Source organism: Kitasatospora sp. NPDC005748, assembly GCF_040630735.1.
Classification (GTDB): domain Bacteria; phylum Actinomycetota; class Actinomycetes; order Streptomycetales; family Streptomycetaceae; genus Kitasatospora.
This window is the reverse complement of record NZ_JBEXYD010000017.1, coordinates 53,906-78,704: the sequence shown is the minus strand read 5'-3', so window position 1 is coordinate 78,704 and position 24,799 is coordinate 53,906. Positions and strand designations below refer to the sequence as shown.

27 protein-coding genes and 2 tRNA genes are annotated in these 24,799 nt (G+C 74.3%); 19 read left to right on the top strand and 10 right to left on the bottom strand.

Going from position 1 to position 24,799, the window contains the following annotated elements:
* Positions 1 to 2: 2 nt before the first annotated feature.
* The 3 genes from ABZ495_RS15705 to ABZ495_RS15695 all read left to right on the top strand — a co-directional run bounded on the left by ABZ495_RS15705 (position 3) and on the right by ABZ495_RS15695 (position 1,263).
* Positions 3 to 386 (top strand): hypothetical protein, encoded by a 384-nt coding sequence (locus ABZ495_RS15705; RefSeq protein WP_359836272.1) that lies wholly within the window; start codon positions 3 to 5, stop codon positions 384 to 386.
* Positions 379 to 723 (top strand): hypothetical protein, encoded by a 345-nt coding sequence (locus tag ABZ495_RS15700; RefSeq protein WP_359836270.1) that lies wholly within the window; start codon positions 379 to 381, stop codon positions 721 to 723. The genes ABZ495_RS15705 and ABZ495_RS15700 overlap by 8 nt, the downstream gene beginning before the upstream one ends.
* A gap of 204 nt (positions 724 to 927) precedes the next feature.
* On the top strand, positions 928 to 1,263 hold the full coding sequence (locus ABZ495_RS15695) for a hypothetical protein (protein WP_359836267.1): 336 nt from the start codon (positions 928 to 930) through the stop codon (positions 1,261 to 1,263).
* Between the two features lie 42 nt (positions 1,264 to 1,305).
* Here the strand turns inward: ABZ495_RS15695 and ABZ495_RS15690 are convergent, their stop codons facing one another.
* Both ABZ495_RS15690 and ABZ495_RS15685 read right to left on the bottom strand, forming a co-directional pair.
* Positions 1,306 to 1,935 carry a hypothetical protein gene (locus tag ABZ495_RS15690; protein WP_359836265.1) on the bottom strand — a complete coding sequence of 210 codons (630 nt, stop codon included), beginning with the start codon at positions 1,933 to 1,935 and terminating at the stop codon, positions 1,306 to 1,308.
* Positions 1,936 to 1,956: 21 nt separating this feature from the next.
* Positions 1,957 to 2,496 carry a hypothetical protein gene (locus ABZ495_RS15685; protein WP_359836263.1) on the bottom strand — a complete coding sequence of 180 codons (540 nt, stop codon included), beginning with the start codon at positions 2,494 to 2,496 and terminating at the stop codon, positions 1,957 to 1,959.
* A 157-nt stretch (positions 2,497 to 2,653) separates the two neighbouring features.
* Here ABZ495_RS15685 and ABZ495_RS15680 point away from each other — a divergent pair, with 157 nt between their 5' ends.
* Entirely contained in the window at positions 2,654 to 3,532 is an 879-nt protein-coding gene (locus ABZ495_RS15680) for a hypothetical protein (RefSeq protein ID WP_359836261.1), read from the top strand.
* Positions 3,533 to 3,535: 3 nt separating this feature from the next.
* Here the strand turns inward: ABZ495_RS15680 and ABZ495_RS15675 are convergent, their stop codons facing one another.
* On the bottom strand, positions 3,536 to 3,796 hold the full coding sequence (locus ABZ495_RS15675) for a hypothetical protein (protein ID WP_359836259.1): 261 nt from the start codon (positions 3,794 to 3,796) through the stop codon (positions 3,536 to 3,538).
* Positions 3,797 to 3,860: 64 nt separating this feature from the next.
* On the opposite strand from ABZ495_RS15675, the gene ABZ495_RS15670 reads away from it, so the two are divergent.
* Positions 3,861 to 4,124, top strand: a complete 264-nt coding sequence (locus tag ABZ495_RS15670; protein WP_359836257.1) for a hypothetical protein — start codon at positions 3,861 to 3,863, stop codon at positions 4,122 to 4,124.
* Positions 4,125 to 4,134: 10 nt separating this feature from the next.
* On the opposite strand, the gene ABZ495_RS15665 is transcribed toward ABZ495_RS15670, so the two are convergent.
* Positions 4,135 to 5,178, bottom strand: a complete 1,044-nt coding sequence (locus ABZ495_RS15665) for a helix-turn-helix transcriptional regulator (protein ID WP_359836255.1) — start codon at positions 5,176 to 5,178, stop codon at positions 4,135 to 4,137.
* Between the two features lie 70 nt (positions 5,179 to 5,248).
* Between ABZ495_RS15665 and ABZ495_RS15660 the strand changes: the two genes are divergently transcribed.
* From ABZ495_RS15660 to ABZ495_RS15650, 3 genes are read left to right on the top strand one after another with little or no spacing between them, the layout of a single operon-like run.
* Complete coding sequence (locus ABZ495_RS15660; RefSeq protein WP_359836254.1) at positions 5,249 to 5,497, top strand: hypothetical protein; 249 nt, start codon at positions 5,249 to 5,251, stop codon at positions 5,495 to 5,497.
* Positions 5,487 to 5,984, top strand: coding sequence for a hypothetical protein (locus ABZ495_RS15655; protein WP_359836252.1), 498 nt, complete (start codon positions 5,487 to 5,489; stop codon positions 5,982 to 5,984). The genes ABZ495_RS15660 and ABZ495_RS15655 overlap by 11 nt, the downstream gene beginning before the upstream one ends.
* A gap of 44 nt (positions 5,985 to 6,028) precedes the next feature.
* Positions 6,029 to 6,190, top strand: coding sequence for a hypothetical protein (locus tag ABZ495_RS15650; protein ID WP_359836250.1), 162 nt, complete (start codon positions 6,029 to 6,031; stop codon positions 6,188 to 6,190).
* Between the two features lie 37 nt (positions 6,191 to 6,227).
* On the opposite strand, the gene ABZ495_RS15645 is transcribed toward ABZ495_RS15650, so the two are convergent.
* Complete coding sequence (locus ABZ495_RS15645; protein WP_359836421.1) at positions 6,228 to 6,842, bottom strand: GntR family transcriptional regulator; 615 nt, start codon at positions 6,840 to 6,842, stop codon at positions 6,228 to 6,230.
* A gap of 574 nt (positions 6,843 to 7,416) precedes the next feature.
* On the opposite strand from ABZ495_RS15645, the gene ABZ495_RS15640 reads away from it, so the two are divergent.
* Together ABZ495_RS15640 and ABZ495_RS15635 are read left to right on the top strand one after the other, a co-directional pair.
* Entirely contained in the window at positions 7,417 to 7,863 is a 447-nt protein-coding gene (locus tag ABZ495_RS15640) for a DUF4442 domain-containing protein (RefSeq protein WP_329487756.1), read from the top strand.
* Between the two features lie 132 nt (positions 7,864 to 7,995).
* A complete protein-coding gene (locus ABZ495_RS15635; RefSeq protein ID WP_359836248.1) occupies positions 7,996 to 9,009 on the top strand; it encodes a hypothetical protein in 1,014 nt (337 codons plus the stop codon).
* Positions 9,010 to 9,227: 218 nt separating this feature from the next.
* Here the strand turns inward: ABZ495_RS15635 and ABZ495_RS15630 are convergent, their stop codons facing one another.
* Both ABZ495_RS15630 and ABZ495_RS15625 read right to left on the bottom strand, forming a co-directional pair.
* Positions 9,228 to 10,112 carry a fused MFS/spermidine synthase gene (locus tag ABZ495_RS15630; protein WP_359836419.1) on the bottom strand — a complete coding sequence of 295 codons (885 nt, stop codon included), beginning with the start codon at positions 10,110 to 10,112 and terminating at the stop codon, positions 9,228 to 9,230.
* Between the two features lie 270 nt (positions 10,113 to 10,382).
* Positions 10,383 to 10,904, bottom strand: a complete 522-nt coding sequence (locus tag ABZ495_RS15625) for a hypothetical protein (RefSeq protein ID WP_359836246.1) — start codon at positions 10,902 to 10,904, stop codon at positions 10,383 to 10,385.
* A gap of 480 nt (positions 10,905 to 11,384) precedes the next feature.
* On the opposite strand from ABZ495_RS15625, the gene ABZ495_RS15620 reads away from it, so the two are divergent.
* The gene (locus ABZ495_RS15620) at positions 11,385 to 12,992 is read left to right on the top strand and encodes a tetratricopeptide repeat protein (RefSeq protein ID WP_359836244.1); all 1,608 of its coding nucleotides are present in this window, start codon (positions 11,385 to 11,387) and stop codon (positions 12,990 to 12,992) included.
* 80 nt (positions 12,993 to 13,072) lie between these two features.
* On the opposite strand, the gene ABZ495_RS15615 is transcribed toward ABZ495_RS15620, so the two are convergent.
* Positions 13,073 to 13,723 (bottom strand): histidine phosphatase family protein, encoded by a 651-nt coding sequence (locus tag ABZ495_RS15615; RefSeq protein WP_329487761.1) that lies wholly within the window; start codon positions 13,721 to 13,723, stop codon positions 13,073 to 13,075.
* Between the two features lie 227 nt (positions 13,724 to 13,950).
* On the opposite strand from ABZ495_RS15615, the gene ABZ495_RS15610 reads away from it, so the two are divergent.
* From ABZ495_RS15610 to ABZ495_RS15585, 6 genes are all read left to right on the top strand, one after another.
* Complete coding sequence (locus tag ABZ495_RS15610; RefSeq protein WP_359836243.1) at positions 13,951 to 15,282, top strand: hypothetical protein; 1,332 nt, start codon at positions 13,951 to 13,953, stop codon at positions 15,280 to 15,282.
* Positions 15,279 to 16,928, top strand: coding sequence for a hypothetical protein (locus ABZ495_RS15605; RefSeq protein ID WP_359836241.1), 1,650 nt, complete (start codon positions 15,279 to 15,281; stop codon positions 16,926 to 16,928). The genes ABZ495_RS15610 and ABZ495_RS15605 overlap by 4 nt, the downstream gene beginning before the upstream one ends.
* 8 nt (positions 16,929 to 16,936) lie before the next feature.
* Positions 16,937 to 18,292 carry an AAA family ATPase gene (locus tag ABZ495_RS15600; RefSeq protein ID WP_359836417.1) on the top strand — a complete coding sequence of 452 codons (1,356 nt, stop codon included), beginning with the start codon at positions 16,937 to 16,939 and terminating at the stop codon, positions 18,290 to 18,292.
* Between the two features lie 213 nt (positions 18,293 to 18,505).
* Complete coding sequence (locus ABZ495_RS15595; protein WP_329487764.1) at positions 18,506 to 18,913, top strand: hypothetical protein; 408 nt, start codon at positions 18,506 to 18,508, stop codon at positions 18,911 to 18,913.
* A gap of 146 nt (positions 18,914 to 19,059) precedes the next feature.
* The gene (locus ABZ495_RS15590) at positions 19,060 to 19,611 is read left to right on the top strand and encodes a bifunctional DNA primase/polymerase (protein WP_359836239.1); all 552 of its coding nucleotides are present in this window, start codon (positions 19,060 to 19,062) and stop codon (positions 19,609 to 19,611) included.
* A 99-nt stretch (positions 19,612 to 19,710) separates the two neighbouring features.
* A tRNA-Lys gene (locus ABZ495_RS15585) sits at positions 19,711 to 19,784 on the top strand.
* Positions 19,785 to 19,894: 110 nt separating this feature from the next.
* Here the strand turns inward: ABZ495_RS15585 and pgi are convergent.
* Together pgi and ABZ495_RS15575 are read right to left on the bottom strand one after the other, a co-directional pair.
* Complete coding sequence (gene pgi / locus ABZ495_RS15580; RefSeq protein ID WP_359836238.1) at positions 19,895 to 21,556, bottom strand: glucose-6-phosphate isomerase; 1,662 nt, start codon at positions 21,554 to 21,556, stop codon at positions 19,895 to 19,897.
* A gap of 256 nt (positions 21,557 to 21,812) precedes the next feature.
* Entirely contained in the window at positions 21,813 to 23,396 is a 1,584-nt protein-coding gene (locus ABZ495_RS15575) for a Na+/H+ antiporter (protein ID WP_329487767.1), read from the bottom strand.
* Positions 23,397 to 23,665: 269 nt separating this feature from the next.
* Here ABZ495_RS15575 and ABZ495_RS15570 point away from each other — a divergent pair, with 269 nt between their 5' ends.
* Positions 23,666 to 24,574 carry an NADP-dependent oxidoreductase gene (locus ABZ495_RS15570; RefSeq protein WP_359836236.1) on the top strand — a complete coding sequence of 303 codons (909 nt, stop codon included), beginning with the start codon at positions 23,666 to 23,668 and terminating at the stop codon, positions 24,572 to 24,574.
* Positions 24,575 to 24,700: 126 nt separating this feature from the next.
* Positions 24,701 to 24,774, top strand: a tRNA-Lys gene (locus ABZ495_RS15565).
* The last annotated feature ends 25 nt before the right edge of the window (positions 24,775 to 24,799 follow it).

Here is a 24,799-nt window from a genome sequence, read left to right as displayed (position 1 = left end):
CCATGCCTCGCATCTTCGGCCGTGAGCCGGCCCTGCTCCTCGCTCTCGTGGCCGCTCTCGTCAACGCGCTGCCTGGCTTCGGCATCGACCTGACCACCGGCCAGCAGGCGGGCATCAACGGTGCGGCGGCGATGGTCGTGGCGATCGTCATCGCGGTCATCGTCCATGACGGGCTCGGTGCCGCGGTCCTCGGCCTGATACAGGCCGTGGGCAGCCTGGTGATCGGCTTCGGGTTCCACTGGACGACCGAGCAGCAGGCCGCCACCATGCTCGTCGCGACCGCCGCGGTGGCGATGTGGACGCGCACTCAGGTGACAGCTCCGGTCCCGGCGAAGGTGCCACTGCCGGCGCTGAGCGCCGTCCCTGCCGATCCGTACGGTGGGTGATCTGACGTCCGGCCTGGTCGTGCAGGGTGGTGCGGCGGCGATCCTGTCCGCGGTCGTGATGCTGATCCTCGTCGGCCGACTGGTGCCCCGGTCCGTCCTGGAGGACGTGCGGGCGGACCGGGACGCCCAGCTCGCTGAGCTCCGTGCGGAACGGGACTCGTGGAAGGCAGCGCACGCTACGAGCGAGGAGGCCCGGCATCTCGACCAGGACAGTGTTCGCGAGCTGCTGGAGGTCGCCCGGACGACCGAGCATTTGATGCGCGCCCTGCCGAGCCCCAAGGTCACGGTCGAGGGGGTGAGCGATGTCCTGGATCCCGGCCTGGCTCCGCAGGCGTAGCAGGGTGTCGCTGGTCCGCCAGCACCCTCGACCCACACCTGGGCAGCGCGAGGCGGTGGAGGCTCTGCGCCGTGCGGAGCAGGCGTGTGAGGAAGGGCGGGCCCGGGCCGTTGAGGTAGCCGAGACGGCTGCCTCGTTGCGGGAGTGCCGGCACCAGAACCACTTCGCGGAGAGGATCGCCGCAGCGCTGGAAGGAGGCCACGGATGATCGATATGGGCCCCGATCAGTGGGCGAACTGGTCGTCGAGTGTGCTGATGGCCGCAGCCGCAGGGTATGCAGCCGTGACGTACCAGTTGAAAGCACGCTGGCGGCTGACACGGATAGGGCGTCACATCATGGCGGTGACCGTGGCTGTCGGCCTGCTGGGCCTGTACACGGTGCTGGTGAGCATCTGGCCGACGGGGCCCGCTGCAGCTGCACTGCGGTACGGCCGGACAGCGCTGCAGGTCATCCTCGCCGTAGCGATGGTTCAGCGAAGCCGGCTGATCACCGATGCCCAGCGCGACCGGCCCGACCACCCTCCCGACGATCCCCAGTGAACGACCACGCCCCCGCCCGGAAGTCCGGGCGGGGGCGCTTCGTCATGCCTTGGCCTTGTTGGCCCATTCGTCGACCTCGGCCGGATCCCAAAGGCTCTCCCGGCCGACGCTGCCAACGCGCGCAGGGGCCTGCCCGCGTGCCACGTAGGACCGCCACGTCCCGGGGCCGATGTGACGGCCATGCTTGCGGGCGAGCCGGTCAACCACGCCCCGGACGGTCAGCCTGTCATCGGCAGCACCAGCCCGCACGGACGGCACCGGAGCTGCATCCGGGGTCGCGATCGACCGCCCGGCGACGATGCTCCACTCCGGCGGAATCTTCCTGGCCTGACGCTCCAGGTACTCGGCGGCTGGCATCTCGGAATCGGCGGGGTACCTGTCCCAGGCGGACCAGTGCTGACGGGCGGGCTCGGCCGCCTGTTCCGTGGACAGCCATACCTCCGCATTGGGGGTCAGGTCGCCGCGCGTCTTGCTGGTGTGCAGGCAGAGGATCTCCCCAGCGCCCTTGCGGCCGCCGGGCAGTTGGGTGACCGCCTCGGAGAGGGCGCGGGCGCGAGGGGTGAGAGCGTCGAGGTCGACCGTGTCCGGCTGGGCGGTGGTCCAGATCACTTCGCCGTCGGCGCGGACGTGCTTGGCGTCGGTACGGAGCAGGAGCGTGACAGGGGTTGGCATGGCGGGGTGGCCTTCCGGGTTTCAGAGGGCGGCGCGGATGCGGGCGGCGAGGTCGAGGACGACGGAGGCGGGCAGACCTACGGTGGAGTCGTAGGTCGTGGTGAGACGACCGTAGTCCGCCCAGCTGATTGCCTGGCTCGTTCCGGTGGGCTCGTCCTCGACAGCACTGTCGGCGATGACGATGCGGGCGGTACGCAGGGCCTCAAGGGTGTGGAGGCGGTTGCGCTCGTCGATGGTGGCAAGGTGATCGGCGAGGAGCGGTGCAAGGCCGGTGACACTGGTGACGGCGACGCCACGGCGGATGTTGGTCTTGATCACCGGGGTGATGATGGTGGGCTCCGTGGCGCCGGCGTAGGTGTGGGTGTAGGTGGCGGTGAGGTCCATGCAGGGCTCCTGGGCGGGCCGGAGGCGGGAGGGGAGGGCGATGCGGTCGGCGAGCGAAGCGGCGTTGATGCTCCAGCGCCCGGACTGCTTGACGGCGGCGATGACACCCTTGGAGCACCAGATGCGAATGGTTGCGCGGGTCCGTCCTGCGAGTGCAGCTGCCGTCGCGGTGTTCATCGTGGGCCTCCCTTGGCGATAACCGGAGACTACAGCGCATCGCTGTACAGCGCAAGGCTGTAATCCCTGTGCGCCAATACCCCGCCGTCCTTCGGGAGGGTGGGGCGCTTCTCGCATTCCGGCCCGCCCCGACGGTAGCGGTGGGCATCATGGCGGCATGACCACTGCCGCCATCGGAATCGCCCGCCGCGAGGGCACCGCCGGGCCCATCGCCGACGCCGCCGCCACCTACGTCTCCGACGCCACCGGCCACACCGCCGTCGCCCTGGTCGACGGCATGGGGCACGACCCGGACATTGTGCGCCTGGCCCCGATGCTCGCCGAGACCGCCGCCCGAGTCGGAGCCGGACGAGGCGCCCTCGCCGGGCTGCTGTCGGCCGGGCTGCTGGTGGCCGACCCGGGCCCGGACGCGGTCGGCGTCCTCTCGGTGATCCGCAAGGACGGCAGCGGCGCCGAGGTGGTCTGGGCGGGCGATTGCCGGGCCTGGCGCTGGGACGGCGAGGCCCTCCAGCAGCTGACGACCGACCACAACATGGCCGCCTACCTGGGCCGGGCCGCAGGGGCGGACGTCCCCGTAACCGCCCTGGCGGACTTCGTCGGCGTGACGCTGGGTATCGCGGTGCCCGCCACCGTCCCCTACGTCTGGGTGGCCGCCGGCGGGCTGTTGGTGCTGACCAGCGACGGCGTGCACGACCAGGTCCAGCGCGACGTGATCGAGGCGCTGGTGCGCGAGCACGAGGGCGATTCGCAGGCGCTGGCCGACGCGCTGGTGGCGGCTGCCGAGCCGAACCCGGAGGGCTACCGCGACGATGCGACAGCCGTCGTCATCCGCCACGACGCCCCGGCCGCCGACGCGCCGCTGCTGTCTCCGGCGACCGCGATGCGCCTCGGGGAGCTGTGGAACATGGCGCGCGACCTCGACCCGGAGGTGCGCGAGCGGGTCGACGCTGCGGTGCATCAGGTCATGACCACCGAGAGCGCGGATGCCGCGCTCGCGCTGGTGGCCGAGCTCCGTGCCGCTGGCCTCACCTGGTAGCGCCTACGCTGCGGCCGGCTGCTCGGCGAGCGCGGCCTTCGCCCGGTCGAGCGAGGCTTGCCAGGTCTGCGCGTAGCAGGGCTCGGCTGCGGTGCGGGCCTGCTCCCAGATGGGGTGCGCGCGCAGGGCGAGCGCCGCCTGGACGTACACATCGCGGGCGGCATCGACATCCCCGCCGGCCAGCCGGGCCTCGGTCATCCCGCGGTCGGCCTGAACGACGGCGACATGCAGGGGCAGCAGGTCGTCGGGCAGCGGCAACGGCATGCCGCCATCGTACGAGAGGCACAAGACGCTGACGCGCTGTCACGACGTCCGTACACTCGACGGCATGAGCGACGCGACCGCCACCACGTTCGTCTACGACATCCAGTTCTATCTCGCCGAGCCCGAGACCTGCACAGGTCACCAGTCTCCCGAGCGGCGGACACTCCGAGTCACGGTAGTCGACCCGCACCCGGAGCCGCCCTACGGCCCAGCGATCGGCACCATCCACAAGGCCTTGCGCGACGAGCTCCGCCGGACCGACCCCGACGCGTGGGAGCTGCTGCGGAGCCCGGACGACCTGATCATCCTGAAGGTCCGCGACGCCTAGGGCCTAGGCCCTACGACCGGAGGCGAGCATCCTCCAGCCGCATCCGGTAGAACGCGGCGTCGCGCGGGTAGCCGATCTCCAGGTCGTCGAGCCCCTCGCCGAGGGCGTCGGCGGCCCGGCGCCAGTCCCTGGCCGCGTAGGCCGCCTCGCCCAGCAGAAGCCGGGCCCGGGTCGGGGAGAGCCAGTACAGCCACCCCGGACGGTCGCCCTCGTCTGGAGCCCGGAGCGCGGCATCGTACGCCTGATCCGCGAGGCGATGCGCGAGGTCCCGGTCCCCGGCCCCGGCGGCGGCCATTGACGCCGTGTGCGCGGCAATCGAGGCCGCGCTGGGCGACAGGTCACCTGGTGTTCCTATGGCCGCTTCGGCCGTGCGTAGGGCCCGTACGGGATCGCCAGCGCCGAGCTGGTAGTAGGCCCTCACCCGGGTGATCCAGGACGCCATGTCGGCACTGCCGGCGTCCAGGGCCCAGCCCTGTGCGAGGCCGAGCCACGCGAGTGCCGCCCCGTGCTGCCCCTCGCCGTGTGCTACCCAGCTGAGCCAGTGGGCGTGCTCGGCGGACAGCAGCAGCAGGCGGTCGGCCGTGGGCCCGGACGCGCCGGGGATGAGGTGCGTGACCGTGTCGAGCTGGCTGCGGACCACGGGCCAGAGGCCTGCGCCGCTGCCGTCGTCCTCGGCCCGCCGGTGCTCGGCGAGGACTCGGGCGATCCAGTCTGCGCTCCGCGTGTCGGTCCGCCCGGTCGTGTGTGCCCGGGCGATGCGCTCGGTCAGCTCGGGGTCGGGCGCCCAGCCCGACGCCGTCGACGCGCGCAAGTTCAGTAGTTCGGCCGGCACTCTCAGTCCCTCGGTCAGTCGCTCGATGACGCGGATCTCCTTGACGATTCGCCGCTCTCGCTCGATGAGGGAGACGTCGGACTGCGAGAGTCCGACGAGGCCAGCGAGGGTGCTCTGAGAGATGCCAGCGGCCCGGCGGTACTCCCGCAGGACAGCGGCCCAGTCTCCTCTGGCCCAGGCAGCGCGGAGGCGCGGATCTACCCATGGTGACGTCGCAGTCATTCCTTGACGATATGTCAGGCATATAGCTCTGCATATCGAGATGACGCGATCGGGCGACGACTATTCCCCCATGACGACGAGCGTGCAGGCCACGACGACAGTCGAGTACCGACCAGTGCAGGGGCCGCCGGTGAAGATCGAGGTCACCAGCGAGCAGCTGCACGGGCGGGCGTGCATCGCCGGCACCGACCACCCCAAGCCGCTCGTCCCGGCCGGCCACGTCTACACCGGCACCGCGGGCGCCCCGCTCGGCTGGGCGGTCGTCGCGTGCGCTGACGGCTGCACGCCACCTGAGGAGGGAACCGACAGTGAGCACTGACCTGGTAATCGAGGTCCCGGGGAGGCTGCCCTCGCAGACTCTGACGCAGGAAGAGGGACTTCGCCGACTGTGGCGGATCGTGGTCGAGCTCGACCTCTGCGAGACCCAGCATGAGGCGATGCGCCGGCAGCTCTGCGGGGACACTCCGGCGGTCCTGACCGCGCTGGCCGTTGAGGGAAGCATGGACTGGACGCTGGACCTGCGGCATGGGGCCCGAGTGGTGATGCGGGTGTCCCGGCCCGGCGCGCGTTCGCCGCAGCAACGCATAGGCGACCGGTACGTCCCGGAGCAGCTCCCGGGGACCAGCCGGTGCCCGGGCCTGTGGGCCGTTCGGGACACGACGACCGACCTCCTGGTCCGCGATACGGAAGACGATGCCGAGCTGCGCTTCGGCATCGAGGGCGGCGCCCGCGGGTGGATCGCGCGCCAAAGCAATCTGGCCGGCTACCAGTCGACCCGCGGCGCCGCAGCTGGCGGTGCCGCGTGAGCGCCGCTGGCGGGCGCCCCGTCGTGCGCGACGACCCCGGAGTGATGCCCGCTCCTCGCGGCAGGTGCCGCACCTGCGCCGAGCTGGCGCGGCAGCACGCCGACGCCTCGAAACGGTTCGACTACTCGGCAGCCGTGGACGTGCGGATCTGGATGCGCGGACACCAGTCCTGGCACCACCCGGACCGCCGGGACGACGTCTCCTGAGCTCCCTGGTCGGCGTACGGCGGTGCGCCGGCCAGGGCTATCGCAGCCTCACCCGCCACCGGTCAGCAGGAAGCACCATGTCTGCCGTCTCGACCGGCCGGCCGGAGGCTGCGTACCGGGTGCGCTGGATCAGCCAGGCGGGCACGCCTTGAGGCAGGCCGAGCTGATCTGCTTCGGGGCCTGTCAGGTGGTGTAGCTGTGCGTCCGCGCGGCACTCGTGCCAGGCCCTGGCGCGTTCTCCAGCCCACCAGGTGGTGACGAGGTGGCTGGGCCTGAGGTCTGGGTCGAGCATCTCCTCGCGGTGCCAGCGAAGCCGGGTTCGCTCGGGCAGGTCGAGCCGGCCAGCAAGGTCGGCGTCTGCTCGGCAGCTGCCGGTGGCCCCCTCCCCGCGGGGGTAGGGCCAGGCTCCATCGGGGTCGAGGAGAGTACGCACAGCAGGAGGATGCGCCACGAAGAGCCGCGTTCGGGCTCTTCCCTCGATCTCGCCAGCCGTTCGGAGGACAGCCATGCCTCGTCTCGCCTCGGCGATGGTCACCTTGAGTTCGGCTGCTAACGCTGATTGGGACGGGAGTTGACGTCCCGGTGCCCATTCGCCGCTGGAGATCCTGCGGCGGATCTCAGCGGCTACGCGCTGGTAGGGCGCGGGCGGCATGGGCTGGTGGTCCTTGGCTACGGCGTGCGAGGCATTGCGCACCACCGTAGAGAGCGCCGCTGATCTGCGTTAACGCAGATCTAGACAGGACACGCACGACAGTCGATCATTCTTAGCAGCCCCCCTAGCGCGAACGCACGTTCGATATACAGTTCGCGCGCCTCCCTATGGCTCCCCGCCACAACCACCCCCAGGTGGAGGGCGGGGTAGAACCGGACCCCCTCCGCCTCCAGCAGAGGGGGTCCGGCGCGTGAGTGCAGGGCGGCCCACCCGTACGCCCCCGCCCGTGCTGACGTGTCAGCACAGGGGGCCGCTGAAGGCGACTGAGAGCTACTGAGAGCGGCTGGCGTTCGGGCCAATCTGCCTGCTCAGGGGATCAGTGCAGGTCAAGCCTTTGTAACAAATCGGGTTCAAGTCCCGTCACTCACCCCAGAGCCTGAGGGGCCGATCTCTTCAAGAGATCGGCCCCTCAGGCGTTTTCGCGTTCCCACGGCCTCCCGCCTCCTCCCGGTTCCCGCGGTTTCCCCTCCGGGAGGTCTGCCGCCAGAAGCTACCGACTAGTAACATTGCTGCCATGACCACACCTTCGATCGGCCAGCTCCTCGACTCGACCGTGCCGATGGCACGCACCCTCAAGCTGGAGTACCTGGAGACGACGCCGGAGCGTGCCGTCCTCCGGCTGCCGGACCAGCCCGAGTACCACAACCACGTCGGCGGCCCGCACGCCGGCGCGATGTTCACCCTCGCCGAGTCGGCGAGCGGCTGCATCGTGCTGGGCGCCTTCGGTGACCAGCTCTCGCGGGCCGTGCCGCTCGCGGTGAGCGCCGAGATCTCCTACAAGAAGCTGGCCATGGGCACCGTCACCGCCACCGCGGTGCTGGGCCGTCCGGCCGCGGACATCGTCGCCGAGCTCGACAAGGGCGAGCGGCCCGAGTTCCCCGTCACCGTCGAGATCACCCGTGCCGACGGCGCCGTGACCGGCATCATGACCGTCATCTGGACGCTGCGCCCCAACTCCTGATCCCCGCAGGAGCCCTGGCCCGGTCACCGGGTCCGTCGGCGGGGCCGGCGAGCCGATGAGACCTGGTCCGCGTGATGACTGTCCGTGACGACGCCCGTGACCTCACGGCCCGTTCACTCGTTCTCAACTCACGTGCGAGCCAATCACGCGACCAAGGCCCCGGAACCCGTCCGACGCGCCGTCGGTGCCGCCCGGCGCCCCGGCGGCCGGTGGCTGCCCCGCCCGCGTGTCGTCGCCGCGGGCGGGGCGCTCCTCGCACAGCTCTGGGGCCTGGGAGCGGCCGGCGCCTACGCGGCGGCGGCCGGGCCGCTGCCGGAGCCCGTCAGCCGCACCGTCGGCCGGACGCTGGACGGCGGCCCGGTCCTCGACGGGGGGTCAGCCGGGCACCCCGTGGGCGCGGCCGGTCAGGGCGCGGCGCCGCACTCCCCCGGTCCGGCGCCCAGCGGGCAGGCAGCCGCCCACCGACCCTCCGCCGAGCAGCCGTCCGCCGACCTGGCACCCGCCGGGCAGCCGGGCCCGGGCCGGGCGGCGCCCGGGCAGGCGGCGTCGCCCGGCGTCCTCGGCCGGCTCGCCGAACCGGCCACCGCGGCCGTGCCCGTGCCTGCTCTCAGCGCCGCAGCCGCACCCGTCGGCGGCCTGCTCCAGGACCGGATCAGAGCGGGCGACCTGCCGCTGCCCGGTCAGCGGGCCTCCGTCCCGGACGCCTTCGCGATCGCCTCCGGACTGCTCGCCGCCGTGCCGGCCCAGACCCGCTCCGCCGAGACCCGCGCCTCCCGGGACGCCGACACCGGCGAGCCGGCCGCCGAACCCGGTCGGACGGGGGGCGGCGCCGCTCCGGCCGGGCCGTCCGCCCCGAGGGCCACCGGGTCGCACGGCCCCGCCGTGCCGCCGCCCGACCGCGAAGCCGCCGACCGTCGGGCGCAGACCGCGGGACACCCCGGGGCAGGCGGCGGCGAGAGTGCCCGGACCACCGTCGCCGACCGGCCCGCGCCACACGAGAGCCCGGTCGCGACCGGCACGGCCGCCGAGTTCGCCGGGCACGGCCTCTCCGGCACCGGGACAGCCGTCCTGGCGCCCATCGCGGCCGGGTTGCTGCTCACCGGTGCCGCGATGTGCAAGCACCGGGGGCTGCCGCGCGGGCACTGAGCCGGCCCGTGCGCGCCCAGGCCCGACCGGCGCCCGACGAGGTCCGCCGCCCGGGCGTCGCCCTCGCTGTTGGGGAAGGCTCCCCCAGGGCGCCCGGGCGCTGAGGCGCGCAGGCGTCCAGGGCCTGCCTCCAGGCTCCCGCCGACCCCCCGGAGAGGGGCGGGGCGGGAGACGGGTGGACGAGAGCCGGGCGGCGCAGGCCGGGCGCACCCCGACGTCTACCGGAAGACCTCCGGCGGCGGGGCCGGGGAGGGGGCGGCGGTGACGTCGGTGGCGGGCGCCGCACCGGCGGCGAAGTCGGCCAGTGCGCGGCCGTGTTCGACCCGGCCGAGGGCGGCGTCCGAGGCCACCTTGCGGCTCAGTTCGGCGATCGGGAGGGACATGTGCGCGGCGGCCAGGATCAGGTTCCCGAACCGCTTCCCGCGCAGCACGGCGGGGTCCGCGACCAGGCAGAGCTCCGGGAAGACCGCACCGAGGGTGGCGATCTGCGAGCGGGCGAAGGACAGGGCCGACCCGTCGGCGATGTTCACGGCGTACCAGCCGCCCGGGGCGAGCGCGCGGGCGGCCAGTGCGGTGAACTCGACGGTGGTGCAGTGGGCCGGGACGCGGGCGCCGGAGAAGACGTCGGCGATCACCAGGTCGACGGTGCCCTCGGGGGTCCGCTCCAGGACGCTGCGGGCGTCCGCGCCGCGGACCTTGATCTGCCAGCCGCGTTCCAGCGGAAGTTCGGTCCGGACGAGTTCGGTGAGCGCGGTGTCGATCTCGGCGACCTGCTGGCGGGAGCGCGGGCGGGTGGCCGCGACGTAGCGGGCCAGGGTGAGGGCGCCGCCGCCGAGGTGCAGGACGGTGACCGGCCGGCCGGGCGGGGCGACCAGGTCGATCAGGTGGCCGAGCCGGCGCTGGTACTCGAAGCCCAGGTGGGTCGGGTCGGCGAGGTCGACCATCGACTGCGGGGCGCCGTCGATCAGCAGCGACCAGGCGGCGGAACGGTCACGGTCCGGGCGGAGTTCGGCCAGCCCGGAGTCGACGGGACGGGTGAGCGCCCCCTGGGCGTGCGTGCGGCCGCCGGGGCCGGTGACCGCCGACTGCGGCTCCGCCGCCATACGGCCCTTGTCGGTACGGGCCTTGTCGGTACGGGCCTTGTCCGTGCCGCGGCCGGCCCTGCTGCTTCGTCCCATACCGGCCATTATCGCCGTCGTGCCGAAGGTCTCCGCAGCTCAGCGAGGAACCGGCGGAAGGAGGAGAGGGGGTGGCCGGTCCGGAAGCGGTCCGGGTGGCCCCGCCCGACGACGGGCACGACGTGTCTCCGCGGCCCGGGCAGCATGGACGGCACCGTTCGGTGCGGGCCTTCCGGACGGGCCTCGGAAGGGGTCTCAGAACGGTCCGAGGCCGCCGGCGGTCAGGGTGCAGGCGGCCTCGCAGAGCGCCGAACGCAGGACCCAGGCGTCGGTGGGGCGGGCGGTGAAGTCCGCTCCGACCGGTGGCATCACCCAGCGCGGATCGGTGGCGGGCAGGAGCAGGGCGCCGGCGGTACACGAGCTGCCGGGCAGGTGCCACGTCTCGGAGGTGCCGGCCGGGACGAAGAAGGAGACCGTGCTGCCGTTGCGGCTCTGCAGCGCCGCACCGCAGGCCCGGCGCAGCCGCAGGATGTCGACCGTCTCCAGGCCGTGCCGCAGCGCCACCGTGACGGTGTCGCATCCGGTGATCACCACACCGCCCTCCGAGCCGAGCCGGCGGGCCGGCCCGCTGCCGCCGCCGCACGGGGCCCGGCCGCCCTCCAGGGGCCCGCGGCCCGGGCCGCGGTCGTCGGCCGCCTCGGGCAGCAGGGCGGGGGCGGCGGCCGCCAGCACCCCTCCGGCGACCAGGCGGTGGTACTGCGGTACTCCGATGGCCATCACGGGCTCTCCTGTCACCTCGTCCGATCGGAAGTGCCGCTGCTCCGGGGCGGGGGCCGCCACTGCGGGCGGTGGGCCTGGGCGACGACCGGGGCTTCCACGTAACAGGACAACGCCGGGGACACGGTCGAGGCCACGGGGCGCCTTACAGCAAGGCATGGCATTTCATGGCAGATCCAGGCAACAGCGCCCGGTTTGACCGCAATTGACAGCACATCATCCACAAACGCGCTGTGTCCAATCGGTGACTCCGGGTACTGTCGGTTGCGAGCCCGGGCCCATCCAGCCCCACCGGGCCCACCCGTGGCCGACCCCACCGGGCCCACCCGCGGCCGAGCGGAGTCCACGCGACCGAGCGGGCCCCGGTCGGCCGACCGGCCGCACGGCACCACCACCGGGCCGAACCACCGTACCCAGGACCGACACCCTCCGGAACCGCCCCACTTCGCACCAGCACCCCGCACGACCACGGAGCGCACCATGGCAGCCACCCCACCGGCCGAGCCGAACCGCCCGTCACCCAACACCGTGATGCGCGCACTGCGCGGCGACCGTTCGCCGGGCGAGTTCGCGATGGCCGTACGACGGGCCGCCCGCGAGATCGGCGAGCACGTCTCCTGCGACGCCCGCTACGTAGGGCGGGTCGAGGCGGGCGAGATCCGCTGCCCCAACTACGCCTACGAGCGGGTCTTCCGGCACATGTGGCCGGACCGCTCGCTGGCCGACCTCGGCTTCGCCCCCCGCATCTCCGTCCGCCGCCGCCCGGCGGACGGCGGCGCGGGCTCCGCACCACCCCGGCTCCACCCGCAGTTCCCGCCCCTGCCCGCCCCGCGCTCGCCGCACTCCATCCAACTCCCGTACGCTGCCTCGCCGTACGCGGAACCACCCCCACCGGACGGACCTGCGTCGCCGAGGTCCCCGGCGTCACTCCGGGGGCCCGATGGACCGCACCATTTCGACGAGGAGAACGACGACGTGCGTCGCCGTACGTTCCTGGCCGGCGGCCCGGCCGCGCTGGCCACCGTGATCGGCATCGACCGGCCGGCCTGGGCCGCCGACCGCGCCGCCCCGGGCACACCCGGGGCCGAGGAGACGGCCCGACTCGGCGCCGCCCCGGGCCTGTTCGACCCCGAGCGGGGCACCGGCTTCGTCCCGGGCCGCCCCGGGCCGGTGCCCCCGCCCCGCCGGATCGGCGCCGCGGAGGTGCTCGACGTCGAGCAGGCCGTCCGGGACATCCGGCTGGCCGACGACGTGTACGGCGCCGACGCCCTGTTCGAGTTGGCCGGGCAGTCGCTGCGCACCGCCTACGTGCTGCTCAACGAGGGCGAGTACAGCGCCGAGACGGAGCGAAGACTTCAGGCCGGTGCCGGCGAACTCGCGATCTCGGTGGGCTGGCTGGCGCACGACTCGAACCGCTTGGCGGACGCCCGGTCGCTCTACGCCGAGGCGCTCGCCACCGCCCGGATGGCGGGCGACTCCGCCCTGGAGGCGCACGTGTTCTGCAACAGCGCCTTCCTCGCCCGGGACGCCGGACGCCCCCGCGAGGCGCTCCGCGCCGCCCAGGCCGGGCAGGCCGCCGCCCGGCAGCTGGACTCCGACCGGCTGCTCTCCCTGCTGGCCATGCGCGAGGCCGGCGGCTGGGCGCTGCTGCAGGACCGGGCCGCCTGCGAACGGGCGCTCGGCCGGGCGTACATCCTGTTCGACCGCGGCCCCTCCGAGGCCGACCCCGAGTGGATGTCCTTCTTCGGCGAGGCCGAGATCGCCGGGCTGCAGTCCCAGTGCTGGTCCGCGCTCGGCGACTGGGACCGGGCCAGCGAACAGGCGGGGCTGGCCATAGCCCTCCAGGAGCCGCACTTCGTGCGCAACCGCGTGCTGTACACCGCCGAGCTGGCGCACGACCGCCTCGGCCGGGGGGACGTGGCCGGCGCCGCCGGCCACGGCACGGCCGCCGTGGCCCTGTTCGGCGAGGTCCGCTCGGCCCGGATCCGCAGCATGCTGGCGGACACCGCCGAGCGGCTGCGCCCGCACCGGACGGTGCCGGAGGTCGGCCGGTTCCTGACCGAGTACGACCTCGCGGCGGCCGCCTGAGCGGCCGGGGCCGGCGCTCGCCGGCACCGCGGCCGCGCCCCGCCCCTGACCGGCCGTCGGACGCGGGGCGCGGCGGCCGGTCAGTGCTGCAGGCCCTCCAGGTGGCTGAGGTCGTTCCAGACCTCGACCGCCGGTGCGCCGTACTCCCAGGACAGCACGCAGAGCGCCGCCGTCCCGAGCTTGAAGCGCTGGGCGTACTCGGGCGGCAGCCCGAGCCAGCGGGCGGTCAGGATGCGCAGCAGGTGGCCGTGCGCGAAGAGCACCACGTCGCGGTCGGCGCCGTGCATGACCGTGGTCGCCTCGTCCGGCACGCCGTGCTCGTCGTTGAGGCCGGCGAGGAAGCCGTCCACCCGGGCGGCGACCTCGGACAGCTTCTCGCCGCCGGGCACGCCGTCCCGCCAGATCAGCCAGCCGGGGTGGTCGGTGGCGCGGATGTCCGGGCCGGTCCGGCCCTCGTACTGGCCGTAGTCCCACTCCAGCAGCTCCGGCCGGTCCACGGCACGGTCGCCGAACCCCGCCAGGGCGCAGGTCTCCTTGGCGCGGCCGAGCGGGCTGGTGTAGACGAGGGCGTCCGGCAGGCCGTTCCAGGGGGCCTCGGCCAGGCGGGCGCCGAGCGCCCGGGCCATCGCGCGGCCCTCCTCGGTCAGCGGGATGTCGGTCCGGCCGGTGTGGCGGCCGGTGGCCGACCACTCGGTCTCGCCGTGGCGGACCAGGACGATTCGGGCGGGCATGGGTGGCTCCTCGCAGCGGGGCGGTGGCAACGGTCGGTCTCACCATTGAGCACCGGCACTCCATGATCCCTCACCTGCGGACCTCCTACGAGCCCGGGCGCCGCCGCAGCGAATCGCCCCCTCGGGTGGGCGGCGACCGGCACACCCGCCCGCCCACCGCCCGGAATCGGCGCGGATGGCCGGACCGGACCGGATTGTCGGACCCGGGTGCGACACTGGGCCGCACCATGAACGTCTCGACGAACGTCCCGTCCCACGGGCACTTTGAGCCGCTCGCCCAGCGGCTCGCCGACCTGCGCGGTCCCGCACCGCAGCGCAGCCTGAACGCCCGCGCGCTCGCCGCCCTCGCCGCCAATCCGGGCTGTCACCGCCGCGCCGTGCTCGACGCCGCCGGGGTCGACAAGTCGGCGCTGGCCGCCCGGCTCGGCCGGCCCGCCCCGTTCGGCCAGTCCCCGTTCGCCCTCGCCCGCGGCGTGATCTTCGAGTCACGGCTGAAGGAGGACGACTACACGGCGCTGCTGGAGCCGCTGCGCCGCCACCTCGGCCTGCCGGCCGACGGCGGCGCCCCGCTCGCCGTGCCCGATCTGCTGCGCCGCTCCGGCCCCGCGGTCCGGGCCGAGCGGACGACCGCCGCACTGGCCCAGGCCGCCGCCGATCCGCAGGCCTGGACGCTGCTGGACCACCCGCTGCTGCGGCTCACCGTGGCCGGCAGCACCGCCTACCTGGAGCCGGACGCGGTCGTGGTGCACGGCGGGCGGTGCACCGTGATCGAGATCAAGTCCTTCCCGGTGCTGGACGGCAGTGCGGACCCGGCCAAGGTCGGTGCCGCCGCCCGCCAGGCCGCCGTCTACGTCCTGGCGCTCCAGGAGACGGCCGCCGCGCTGGCCGGCCGGGAGCCGGACCGCAACCCGTACGTCGAGCAGCGGCTGCCAGGCAGCCCCCGGCTGAGCGTGCTGCTGGTCTGCCCGAAGGACTTCAGCAACCGGCCGACCGCGGTGACCGTGGACGTCCGGCGCGAGCTGGCCACCACCCGCCGCCAGCTCAGCCGGATGACCGGCATCGGCCGGCTGCTGGACGCGCTGCCGCCGGGAGCCGGCTTCGACCTCGCGTCGGATCCGACGGGGGCCCCCGCCCGCTCGGCCGAGCAGCTGGCGGAGTCGGTCGAGGCGGTGCCGGCCGCGTACAGCCCGGACTGCCTCTCCACCTGTGAGCTGGGCTTCCATTGCCGTGCCCGGGCCCGCTGCGAGGACCGGGTCGAGCAGCTCGGCCGGGGCGTGCGCGGCGAGTTGGGCAGTATCCGGACCGTCACCGAGGCACTGGCCGCCGCCAAGGAGACCGGCCCCCGCCCCGAGGCCGCCCACGCCGAAACCACGGCCGCCGACGCCAGCCCCGCCGACGCTGGCCACGACGCCGGCCACGACGGCAACGACAGCGGCGACGGCAACGACGAGGCCGCCGCCCGGCTCGCGTACGCCGCCGCGCTGCGCGCCGAGGCGCTGGGCCGGCCGCTCGCCGAGCCGCCGGCGGAGGCGTTCGCCGGGGCCGGAGCCGCCCGATGAGCCTGCTCGGCACCCTCGCCCGGCTGGAGGCCGTCCGCAGCGGCCGGGCCGAGCCGCTGGCCACCGTCCGCCACCGGCACCTCGCCGAACGCCCGATGGTGGTCGTCCCGCTGACCGCCGCCGGCGAGGCGGGCGCACCGCTGGCCGTGCTGCTGGGCACCGACCGCTCGGCGCCCCGGCTGCACGTCGTCCCACAGCCGCTCAACCGCACCCTGCGCTTCGACTTCCTGGCCGAACTGGCCGCCGACCTGCTGCCCTACCTGGAGTCCTTCGCCGACGAGGTGGAGCAGATCGAGGGTTCCGAGAAGGATCCGGAGACCGGCGAGAAGACGCAGGTCTTCCGCGAGCTGTGCGCCGACGCGCCGCAGCTGATCGTGCCCAACGCCGCGGGCGTGCACCACCTCGCCCTGCTCGGCCGCTCCACCCGCTTCCGCCGCACCGTGGAGGACGACGAGCCGGGCCCCTACCCGGCGCCGGCCCGGGTGCCGCTGCTCGGCCGCTGGCTGACCCACCTCACCGACCGGGCCCAGGTGCCCGGCTCCAGCCTGCTGCTGGCGATGACCGGCCTGCTCTCCCGGCACTGGGCGACCGGCCAGAGCCACCTGGAGGACCAGCACCTCGCCGCCCGGCTGGCCTGGCACGCGCCGCCGGCCGGCCTGACCGGGGCCGAGGCCGCCGAGCTGGCCGAGTCCGCGCGGGACGGGGCCGGCCAGCTGCTCCACCCGCCCGCCGGCCCCGCCACCGACCCGCGCTTCGACGAACTGGTGCTGGGCCCGGCCATCGCCCGCTACGACGCCGCCGCGGCCGCCCTGGCGCACGCCGCCCAGGAGCCCGGCGGCACCGACGCGGAGCAGGCCCGGGCCGCGGTCCGGACGGCTGTCGAGCAGCTGCGCGCGGTGCTCTCCCGGGTGCTGCTGCCCACCTGGCACGACGTGTGGCACGGCCTGGACCTGCTCCGCGAGCTGCCGCCGGCCGGGCACCTGGCGGAGCGCTGGACGGGCGACCGCTGGTCCTACACCGGCCACCGGGACCGGCTGGCGGCCGGCGAGCCGCCGCAGCCCCGGCAGGACGACGCCGTGACGGCCGCCCGGAAGCTGGCGCAGCGCGAGCGCGAGCAGGCCCGGCTGGACGTCCAGGAGGCCCTGGACGACCCGCTGGCGATGGCCGAGCACCGGCTGGCCGGCGAGGCCTTCGCGGGTGTGGTCACCGAGGTGGTGCCGGACTACGACACCTCGGGGCGCTCGCCCAAGCCGCGTCCGCTGGTGACCGTCCGGACCGCCGACCGCCCGCACGCGGACCTCGGCCGGGAGGCGCACCGGGTCCGGGCCTCCCCCCTCGCGGACTCCGGCGCCGCGCCGAGCCCGCAGAAGGCGGTGATCACCGCGGTCGATCCGGTGGCGGGCACCATCACCCTGCGGGTGCTGTCCGGCATGGGGCGCCGGAAGGAGCCGGAGCCGGGCAGCCTGCCCGAGCCCGGCGAGCGGATCACCTTCACCCTGTTCGAACTGACCGTCCGCCAGTCCGCGCCGCTGCCCGAGCCGGACGACACGCCGTGGACGCACGGCGGCCCGCCCGGCGCCGCCGCCACCCCCGGGCCGGCCGCCGCCGGCGCCGCAGCCGCCACCGCCGTCGAGGAGTGGGAGTGACCCCGCCGATGAACAGCGAGCAGGCCCCCGGGGCGGCCGCCGACGCCGCGGTGGCCAGGATCCTGGAGGCCACCGTCCGCCCGGCCGTCGGCGCCCCGCGCGGCGTGGTGGTCGACTCCCCGCCCGGCGCCGGGAAGTCCACCCTGGTGGTGCGGGCCGCCCGCGAGCTGGTCGAGGCCGGTGAGCGCCTCATGATCGTCGCGCAGACCAACGGACAGGTGGACGACCTGGTCGACCGACTGGCCGAGAAGGCGCCCGGGCTGACGATCGGCCGGCTGCACGCCGCGGACTCCCGGCCCGGCCCCGAGGTGCTGCGGCACCCCAACGTCACGCCCTCCGACAAGGTGGCGGAGCTGGCCGAGCACGACGTGGTGGTCTCGACGGCCGCCAAGTGGCAGTGGGTGAGGACCGAGGCGCCGTGGCGGCACGCGATCGTCGACGAGGCGTACCAGATGCGCTCGGACGCCCTGCTCGCGGTGGCCCGGCTGTTCGAGCGGGCCCTGTTCGTGGGGGACCCGGGCCAGCTGGACCCGTTCACGGTGGTCGGCACCGAGCAGTGGGCGGGGCTGTCGTACGACCCGTCGAGCAGCGCCGTGGTCACGCTGCTCGCGCACAACCCGCAGATCGAGCCGCACCGGCTTCCGGTCTCCTGGCGGCTGCCGGCCAGCGCGGCGCCGCTGATCTCCGACGCGTTCTACCCGTACACGCCGTTCCGGTCCGGCACCGGGCCCGGAGACCGGCTGCTCACCGCCTCGGTGCGGCCGGACGGCTCCGCGCTGGACGCGGCGATCGACCGGGCGGCCGAGCACGGCTGGGCGCTGCTGGAGCTGCCCGCCCGGCACACCGTCCGGACCGATCCGCAGGCGGTGGCCGCCGTGGCGGCGGCCGTCCGCCGGCTGCTGGAGCGCGGTCTGACAGCCCACTCCGAGCAGGGCACCGTCCCGCTCGCCCCCGGCCGGATCGCGGTCGGCACGGCCCACCGGGACCAGGCGGCGGCCGTCCGGGCGGCGCTGGTCAAGGCCGGTGTCCCGGTCGACCCGACGACCGGCCCGGCCGTCACGGTGGACACCGCCAACCGGCTGCAGGGCCGGGAGTACGACGTCACGGTGGTGCTGCACCCGCTCTCCGGGCGGCCGGACGCGACCGCCTTCCACCTGGAGACGGGCCGGCTCTGCGTGCTCGCCTCCCGGCACCGGCACGCGTGCATCGTGGTGGCCCGGGCCGGCATCGCCGAGCTGCTGGACGAGCACCCGGCCACCGAACCCGTCCAGCTGGGCGTCTCGGTCAAGTTCCCCGACGGCTGGGAGGCCAACCACCAGGTGCTGCAGCACCTCGCCGGGCACCGGGTACGGCTGGCGCGCTGAGCGGGCCGGCCGGGGGCGGTGGCCGGCTCCCGCAGGTCGGCGGCGCCTCCCGCCGGGTGCACGCCCCCGGCGCGCCGGGAGGGAATAGCGCCCGGACTCGCACCGTTCCGTTACCGGCAGTCGCCGCGAGACAATGGACGGCGGCCAGGACCGGGCGGCGTCCTCCCCGGCCGCCGCCGTCCGCCCCCACCGAGCCCCCGGAGGTGTCCGTCCATGCCCGACTCCCACGCCCAGGCGTCCGACCCGAGCCGTTCGACCGTGCCGGCCGGTCCGGGCGCAGGCGCCGGTGAAGCGCCCGCCCGCCGCCGTCGCCCGGTCCAGCTGCTGTTCGAGCCGAACCTCGCCGAGCCGGAGCCGGAGCGGTTCTTCGACCTGGAGTCGATAGAGGACCCGGCCGAGCTGCTGCGCCGTTCCACCGAGCTGGCGCTGGCCTTCCGCGCGGCCGCCGAGCGGGCCACCGACTTCCAGGCCGTCGCCGCCGCGCAGCTCGCGGACACCCGCCGGTTCGACGCGCTCTCCGAGGCCGAGATCGCCGAGCGGGCGGACTGGACGCCGGACTACGCGACCAAGATGATCGAGTACGGCCGCGGCCTGCTCCAGCCCCGCCGCCACGAGGGCTGACCGCCTCCCGGGGGCGGGCCGCGATCGGGGCGGCAACCTCGCCAGTGGCATATGCGGCGCGGCAGGGTACGCCGCTCCCAGCCGTGCTGTCCGGCGAACCACGCTTTCCCTCCCGGACACCCGGCTGACACCCCACTCTGCTGTCCGTGGACATCTGGACCTATCAGTCGGTGGAGTACGTCACGGTGGCCGGGGAGGCCTGGCTCGCCTCCGCCAGCGAGTACCCCCGCAGCATGCGCGCCCTCTGGGAGTCGCGCCCGTGGGCGCCCTCGGTGCTGCCCTGCGGGCGCGCCTTCGACGTGATCAGCATGCCGTCCCTGTTCGGCCGGCGGGTGCTGGACGAGCTGTGGACCTCCGGCCCCGGCTGCGGCCCGGTCGCCGTGTACCGGGGGCGCACCCTGCTGTTCGTCCGGCCCGGGGCGGCGGCCCGGCTGCGGCGGCTGCTCGCCTGGGAGGAGTGGGCCCGGGACGTCCCGCCGCTGCTCTGCCACGGCCGCGGCGACGCGGTGACCGTCCCGCCGGTGCAGCGGATGCTGCACAGCCCGGACTCGCCAGGTCTGGGTGCCGGGCGGTGGATCGTCGCCCCGGAGGCCCGGGAGCCGTGGCTGCCGGGCGCCTCGGTGGTGCTCTGGGCCTGCGTCCGGGCGGCCCGAGAGTCGGCCGAGCGGGCCGGTTCGACGGCCCTGCCGGTGGGCTGAGCCCGGCGCTGCCGGTGGGCCGAGCGCGGCCGCCCCCGGCTCCGGGTATTCGATTTTGGCCGGGCCGCGCGCCGCTGCTAAAGTCTCCTCTGTCAGCAGGCGCCGCTAGCTCAGTTGGTTAGAGCAGCTGACTCTTAATCAGCGGGTCCGGGGTTCGAGTCCCTGGCGGCGCACAGACAGCCGGAAGGCCCCTTGCGAGAGCGAGGGGCCTTCCGGCGTTTTCCGATCCTTGGGGCAGGTACGGGGTGCCGGACGGGTCGATCCCGTCCGGCACCCCGCGGGCTCAGCGGCCGCGCAGCGAGCGGTAGCGCGCGACCAGCTCCGCGGTGGAGCTGTCCAGCGCGTCGGCGCCCTCACCGGTCAGCAGCACCGGCTCGATCCGCTTGGCGAGCACCTTGCCGAGCTCGACGCCCCACTGGTCGAAGGAGTCGATGTTCCAGATCGCGCCCTGGACGAACACCTTGTGCTCGTACAGCGCGACCAGCTGGCCGAGCACCGACGGGGTCAGCTCCCCGGCCAGGATGGTGGTGGTCGGGTGGTTGCCCTTGAAGGTCTTGTGCGGGACCAGCTCGGCCGGCACGCCCTCGGCCGCGACCTCCTCCGGCGTCTTGCCGAAGGCCAGCGCCTGGGTCTGGGCGAAGAAGTTGGCGAGCAGCAGGTCGTGCTGGGCGACCAGGCCGTCGGGCAGGTCGGCGACCGGCCGGGCGAAGCCGATGAAGTCGGCCGGGATGACCTTGGTGCCCTGGTGCAGCAGCTGGTAGTAGGCGTGCTGGCCGTTGGTGCCGGGCGTGCCCCAGACCACCGGGCCGGTCTGCCAGCTCACCGGGTTGCCCTCGCGGTCCACCGACTTGCCGTTGGACTCCATGTCCAGCTGCTGGAGGTAGGCGGTGAACTTCGACAGGTAGTGCGAGTACGGCAGCACCGCGTGCGCCTGGGCGTCGAAGAAGGCCCCGTACCAGACGCCGAGCAGGCCGAGCAGCAGCGGGCCGTTCTCCTCGGCGGGAGCGGTGCGGAAGTGCTCGTCGACCAGGTGGAAGCCGTCCAGCATCTCGCGGAAGGCGTCCGGGCCGATGGCGATCATCAGCGAGAGGCCGATCGCCGAGTCGTAGGAGTAGCGGCCGCCCACCCAGTCCCAGAACTCGAACATGTTGGCGGTGTCGATGCCGAAGTCCGCGACGCCCTCGGCGTTGGTGGAGAGGGCGACGAAGTGCTTCGCCACCGCCTCGGTGCCGGCGTCCAGGCCCGCGAGCAGCCAGCCGCGGGCGGAGACCGCGTTGGTGATGGTCTCGATGGTGGTGAAGGTCTTGGAGGCGACGATGAAGAGCGTCTCCGCCGGGTCGAGGTCGCGGACGGCCTCGTGCAGGTCGGCGCCGTCCACGTTGGAGACGAAGCGGACGTCGAGGTCGCGGTCGGCGAAGGAGCGCAGCGCCTCGTAGGCCATCGCGGGGCCGAGGTCGGAGCCGCCGATGCCGATGTTGACGACCGTGCGGATCCGCTTGCCGGTGTGGCCGCGCCAGTCGCCGCCGCGGACCTGCTCGGCGAAGGCCGCCATCTTGTCGAGGACGGCGTGCACGGCGGGCACCACGTTCTCGCCGTCCACCTCGACGACGGCGCCGCGCGGGGCGCGCAGCGCGGTGTGCAGGACGGCGCGGTGCTCGGTGTTGTTGATCTTCTCGCCGCGGAACATGGCGTCCCGCAGCCGGGCGACGCCGGTGGCCTCGGCGAGCTCGCGCAGCAGGGTCAGCGTCTCGTCCGTGACCAGCTGCTTGGCGTAGTCCACGTGCAGGTCGCCGACCCGGAGGGTGTAGCGGCGGCCGCGCTCCGGGTCGGCGGCGAACAGCTCGCGCAGGTGCGTCTCGCCCAGCTCCGCGCGGTGCTTGCCGAGGGCGGCCCACTGCGGGGTGCGGTCCAGGGGGGTACGGGAGTCGGCACGGGTCTCCGACATCGGTGGCTCCTCGTTTCATCTGGGTGCAGATACCGGCAGGGCCAGGCGGGAGGGTTTTCGCGAGGTCGTGCGGGTACTGATGGTGCGCCGACTCCGTTGACGGCCTGCCCGGGGCCAGCCTATGCAACGTCGGGACCACCTGCGCACATTCCGTTCGGGGACGCTCCGTGGCCCGGCGGCCACCGGCCCGGCGGGCCGCCGCCGGGGTGCCCCCGGGCCGGCTGCGCGGGCGCCGCCGGCGCCCCCGGACGGCGCGTCACTTCCGTTCGGAGCGGAGGTCGAGCCCGCGCAGCACCCGGTCGACCAGCTCCGGGTCGGCGCCGAGCTCGCTGCGGGCGGCCAGCATCTCGCGCCGGGAGGCGGCGATCATCTCCTGCTCGACGCTGTACGCGGCGCGCCACTGGCTCAGCCGCAGCTTGGCCTCACTGGCCTCCTCCTCGGCGTACTTCTCCGGGCAGAGCCGGGCCAGCCGGTCGTGCTGACGGTCCCGCAGGCGGTCGGCGACCTCGGCGGGCAGCTTGTCCTGCTCCTCCAGTTCGCCGAGCCGTTCGAGCCCGGCCCGGGCGGCCCGCCACCAGAGCTCGCGCACCGCCTGCTCGTGCTTGTCCTGGTCGATGTCCAGGTGCAGCCGCTTGGCCAGCCACGGCAGGGTGAGCCCCTGGACCAGCAGGGTGAAGAGGACGACGCTGAAGGCGATGAAGACCAGCCGGCCGCGTTCGGGGAAGCCCTCGCCGGAGTCGACGGTCAGCGGGACGGCCAGGGCGAGCGCGACGGTGGCCACCCCGCGCATCCCGGACCACCAGAGCACCACGCTCTCCTGCCAGCTGATCGGGGTGTCCTCCTCCACGTCGGCCCGCAGCTTCCGGGAGAGCCAGCCGGCCGGCAGCAGCCAGAGCAGCCGGGTCACGACCACGACGGCGATGACGGCGGCCGCGTCGCCGAGCATGCTCGTCCAGCCGGTGCCGGCCTCCTTCAGGACGGTGGCCAGCTCCAGGCCGATCAGGCCGAAGGCGACTCCGGTGATCAGGATCTCGACGATCTCCCAGAAGGCGTTGCCGACCAGCCGGTAGGAGACGGCGTCGGCCTCCGCGGCACGTTCCGCCAGGTAGAGCGCGCAGACCACGACGGCGAGCACACCGGAGCCGTGGATCTCCTCGGCCAGGGTGTAGGCGGCGAACGGCACCAGCAGGTTGAGCGCGACCTGCTGGGTGGGGTCCTCCAGGAAGGAGGCGAGCTTGGCGTTGAGCCAGCCGAGGCCGACGCCGATGATGACGGCGAGGACGGCCGAGAGCACGAAGCGCAGCACCGCGTGGCCGGGCGAGAAGTCGCCGCTGACCACCGCGTCGATGGCCAGCGAGTAGATGACGATCGCGGTGACGTCGTTGAACAGGCCCTCGCTCTCCAGGATCGACACCAGCCGGCGCGGCAGGCCGATGCTGCCGGCCACCGCGACGGCGGCGACCGGGTCCGGCGGGGAGACCAGCGCGCCGACCGCGACGGCGGCCGCGACCGGCAGCGCGGGAAGCAGGGCGTGCACGGTGCCGGCGACCGCGGTGGTGGTGACCACCACCAGCGCGACCGCGAGCAGCAGGATGGAGCGGATGTTGGCCCGGAAGTAGCGGACCGAGGAGCGCCGGGCGACGGCGAAGATCAGCGGCGGCAGGACCAGCGGGAGGATCAGGTCCGGGTCGAGGGTGACGTCCGGGATCTGCGGGACCAGCGCCATGACGATGCCCAGCAGGGTCATCAGCACGGGCTGCGGCACGCCCGTCCGCCGGGCGAGCGGCATGGTCACGACGGAGGCGAGCAGCACCACGAAGAGCAGGGGCAGCTGGCCCACGGGGAGGTTCCTCTCGACGGCGGATCGGTGGCGGAGAGCGGGTGACGGGGAGCGGGTGGCGGAGGGTGGCTGGCGGAGCGGGTGGCGACGGGCAGGTGGCGGACGACGGGGGCGGCCGGGCGCGACTCGGGCCGCCGTCGAGGATAAATCCGACAATGCGCTCAGTTGACGCAACACGCCGGAGGGCCCTTGACCTCAAGTCCGCTTCACCTTCGATGATCGGGGCGCAGGCAGGACCGAGAGCGCAGACCACGAGGCAGGAGCTCCAGATGAAGGCTGTGACCGTCCCCCGGTTCGGCGGCCCAGAGGTACTGCGGGTGACCGAGGTACCCACCCCCGCCGCCGGACCGGGCGAGGTGCGGGTCCGCGTCTACGCGGCCGGGGTGCAGCCCGCCGACCTCGCCGTCCGGGAGGGCTGGGCGCCACCGGGCGTGCGGGTCGAGCTGCCGGCCGTCCCGGGCAACGAGTTCGCCGGGGTGGTCGACCAGCTCGGCCCCGACAGCCGGGGCTGGGCGGTCGGCGACCAGGTGCTGGGCTTCCGGCCGCTGAACAGCCACGCCGAGTTCGTCACCGTCGACGGCTCCCAGCTGGTCCCCAAGCCGGCCGGGATGCCGTGGGAGCAGGCGGGCTCGCTGTCCGCCTCCGGGCAGACCGCCCATGTCGCGCTGACCCTGCTGGGGGTCGGCCGGGGCGACACCGTCCTGGTCCACGGCGCCTCGGGCGGAGTCGGCACGGTCGCCGTCCAGCTCGCCCGCGCCTGGGGCGCCACCGTGGTCGGCACCGCGAGCGAACGCAACCACGCCTATCTGCGCGAGCTGGGCGCGATCCCGGTCGGGTACGGGGAGGGGCTGGTCGAGCGGGTGCGGGCGGTGGCGCCGCAGGGGGTGGACGCGGCCTTCGACGCGGCCGGGCGCGGCGCCCTGGAGGCCTCCGTGGAGCTGGTCTCCGACCGGGACCGGATCGGCACCATCGTGGACTTCCCGACCGCCGCGCGGCTCGGCCTGCGCATGCTGCGGGGGCCGCGGACGGCGGCCCGGCTGGCCGAGCTGGTCGAACTCTGGGAGGCGGGCGGTCTGCGGCTGGAGATCGCCGACACCTTCCCGCTGGAGCGCGCGGCCGAGGCGCACCGGATGGTCGGCACCGGCCACGTCCGGGGCAAGGTGGTGCTCACCCCGTGATCCCGGCGCGCCCCCGCTCCCCGGACACCGCGCCCCGGCCCCCGGCGGCGGGCCGGGGCGCGGGGCGTTCGGCCCCCCGATTGTGAGTTTCGGCTGCTGACCAGGTAATGTTCTCCGCGTCAGCAGGCGCCGCTAGCTCAGTTGGTTAGAGCAGCTGACTCTTAATCAGCGGGTCCGGGGTTCGAGTCCCTGGCGGCGCACAGACAGCCGGAAGGCCCCTCGTGA